The following is a 2,676-nucleotide window of genomic DNA, read 5'->3' as shown; positions in this document are numbered from 1 at the left end:
TCCCCAGCGCGGCCCCGTCGGCCCCGAGGGCCAGCAGGTGCACCGACGTGGCGTCGTACTCGTCGTACTCCAGTTCCTCCGGCACGTTCTGCTCGACGACGAACACCTCGCGCCGGACCTCCCGCACCAGCGTCAGGTCCACCTCGCCCTCGGCGACCCGAACGGTGACCGGCACCTCAGCTCTCCGCCGCGATGATGTCGAGCGCCTTCTGCAGGTCCTCCGGGTACTCGCTGCTGAACTCGACCCACTGCCCGTCCGCCGGGTGCTCGAAGCCCAGCGAGACCGCGTGCAGCCACTGCCGGGTCAGCCCGAGCCGCTTGGCCAGCGTCGGGTCGGCGCCGTACGTCAGGTCGCCGACGCACGGGTGCCGCAGCGCGGACATGTGGACGCGGATCTGGTGGGTGCGGCCGGTCTCCAGCTTGATGGCCAGCAGCGAGGCGGCCCGGTAGGCCTCGATCAGGTCGTAGTGGGTGATCGACGGCTTGCCGTCCCGGGTCACCGCCCACTTCCAGTCCGAGCTGGGGTGCCGCCCGATCGGCGCGTCCACGGTGCCGCTCATCGGGTCCGGGTGCCCCTGGACCAGCGTGTGGTAGCGCTTCTCGGTGATCCGGTCGTGGAACTGCCGCTTGAGGTCGGTGTACGCGCGCTCGGACTTGGCGACGACCATCAGCCCGGAGGTGCCGACGTCCAGCCGGTGCACGATGCCCTGGCGCTCGGCGGCACCCGAGGTCGAGATCCGGTAGCCCGCCGCGGCGAGCCCGCCGATCACGGTCGGGCCGGTCCAGCCGGGGCTCGGGTGCGCGGCGACGCCGATCGGCTTGTCGACCAGCACGATGTCCTCGTCGTCGTGGACGATCCGCATGCCCTCGACCGGCTCGGCGACGATCCGCACAGGGGCGGCGGGGGCCGGGATCTCGACCTCCAGCCAGGAGCCGGCGGTCACCCGGTCCGACTTGCCGGCCACGGCGCCGTCGAGCGTCACCTTGCCGTCGGCGGCCAGCTCGGCGGCCTTGGTCCGGGAGAAGCCGAACATCCGGGCCAGGGCGGCGTCGAGGCGCTCACCCTCCAGGCCGTCGGGTACGGGGAGGCTGCGGATCTGCGCTGCGGTACTCACCCGTACGAGTATGCCGGAAACGCGACCCCGCCCCTCCCGCCGGTGGTCCGTCGACGGACGGGCCCTCCTACTTCTCGCCCTTGTCCGTCTGCTGGTGCACGGTCCCGTCCGGGTTGCTGCCCCGGAACGACAGCAGGACCACCAGGATCCCGCCGCACACGATCGCCGAGTCCGCGAGGTTGAAGACCGCGAAGTGCTGGACGGAGATGAAGTCCACCACGTGCCCGCGGAAGACGCCCGGCGCGCGGAACAGCCGGTCGGTGAGGTTGCCGAGCGCCCCGCCCAACAGCAGCCCGAGCGCGATCGCCCACGGCAGGCTGTACAGCCTGCGGGCGATCCGCCAGATCACCACGATGACGGACGAGGCGATCATCGTGAAGACGACGGTCAGCGCCTGCCCCATGCCGAAGGCGGCACCGGAGTTGCGGATGACCTGGAAGGTGACGACGTCGCCGATCACCTTGATCGCCGCGTGGTTCTCCAGCCGGGCGACGACCAGCAGCTTGCTGGCGAGGTCGATCAGGAAGGCCACCACCGCGACGACCAGCAGCACCCCGACCCGCCGCGGGCCCTTGGGCTTGTCCACCGCCGTGGCACCGGCCGGGGACGCCGGCTCCGGAGCCACCGGGACCTCCGAGGGCTCCGCGGCCTTCGGGGCCTCCGTCGGCTCGGCGGACTCGCCGGGATCGGTCACGGCCGCCTCCACGTCATCGGCGGGCTTCGGGACGGCGTTGTCCCGGGTCTGGGGGGAACCTTGCGTACTGATGATCCGCTCCGCTGCCGATGGAACTCCCCCGGACCTGAGGCGGGGGAGAGTGCTGGGCCGATGGCCGTCCCGAAGTCGTCCGGAAACGGACGCGTCAGGCGACGTTACGGGGTCGAGCGTACGGCAAGCCCGACCCCCCACGTCGCCCCGGTGGGCCGGTTCAGCGGCGTTCCTGCTTGGCCTTGCACTGCACGCACAGCGTCGCCCGGGGGAAGGCCTGCACCCGGGCCTTGCCGATGGCCTGACCGCAGGACTCGCAGATGCCGAAACCGACGCCCTCCAGCCGCTCCAGGGCGCGCTCGGTCTGGGCGAGGCTGTCCCGCGCGTTGTTGGCGAGCGCCAGCTCGCTCTCCCGCGAGATGTTCTTCGTACCGGCGTCCACCTGGTCGTCGCCGGCTCCGTCGTTGGAGTCGCGCATCAGGCCCGCGATGGCGGCGTCGGCGGCGTCGATCTCGCCCCGCAGCCGCTCCAGGTCGCTGATCAGCTCGTCGTGCAGCTCGTGGACCTCCTCGGTGGTCCACGGCTCCTCACCGGGGCGGACCGGCAGCGTGGCCGGGTCGACGGACTCGGCACCGCGCGGCACGGTGACGGTGTCGGTGCTGTTCTGAGGTGCGGTAGTGGTCACGGTCCCCTCCCCTGGATCGGCCGCCACGGCCTTGCGTGCCCGCTTGGTGACGGTACCCGCGCCGATTGCCTTCTCAGCCATGGCTTCGACCCCATCTACGAACGAATCGAGCCGCCGGTTCCCGGCGGCTTCCAGTGCCGGAACGATAATCCCGATCAAAACCGGTCACA

3 protein-coding genes are annotated in these 2,676 nt (G+C 71.4%); all 3 read right to left on the bottom strand.

Annotated elements, in window-relative coordinates; genetic code table 11:
* Nucleotides 1–176: 176 nt before the first annotated feature.
* Nucleotides 177–1,115 (bottom strand): RluA family pseudouridine synthase, encoded by a 939-nt coding sequence (locus J0670_RS35340; protein WP_207816663.1) that lies wholly within the window; start codon nucleotides 1,113–1,115, stop codon nucleotides 177–179.
* Nucleotides 1,116–1,182: 67 nt separating this feature from the next.
* On the bottom strand, nucleotides 1,183–1,809 hold the full coding sequence (lspA, locus tag J0670_RS35335) for a signal peptidase II (RefSeq protein WP_207816661.1): 627 nt from the start codon (nucleotides 1,807–1,809) through the stop codon (nucleotides 1,183–1,185).
* Nucleotides 1,810–2,041: 232 nt separating this feature from the next.
* Entirely contained in the window at nucleotides 2,042–2,506 is a 465-nt protein-coding gene (locus tag J0670_RS35330) for a TraR/DksA family transcriptional regulator (protein ID WP_307806835.1), read from the bottom strand.
* Nucleotides 2,507–2,676: the final 170 nt, after the last annotated feature.

This window comes from Streptomyces sp. FH025 (genome assembly GCF_017427025.1).
In the GTDB taxonomy this organism is placed as follows: domain Bacteria; phylum Actinomycetota; class Actinomycetes; order Streptomycetales; family Streptomycetaceae; genus Kitasatospora.
The sequence above is the reverse complement of the archived record's forward strand: the minus strand, read 5'-3'. Positions and strand labels throughout refer to the sequence as shown.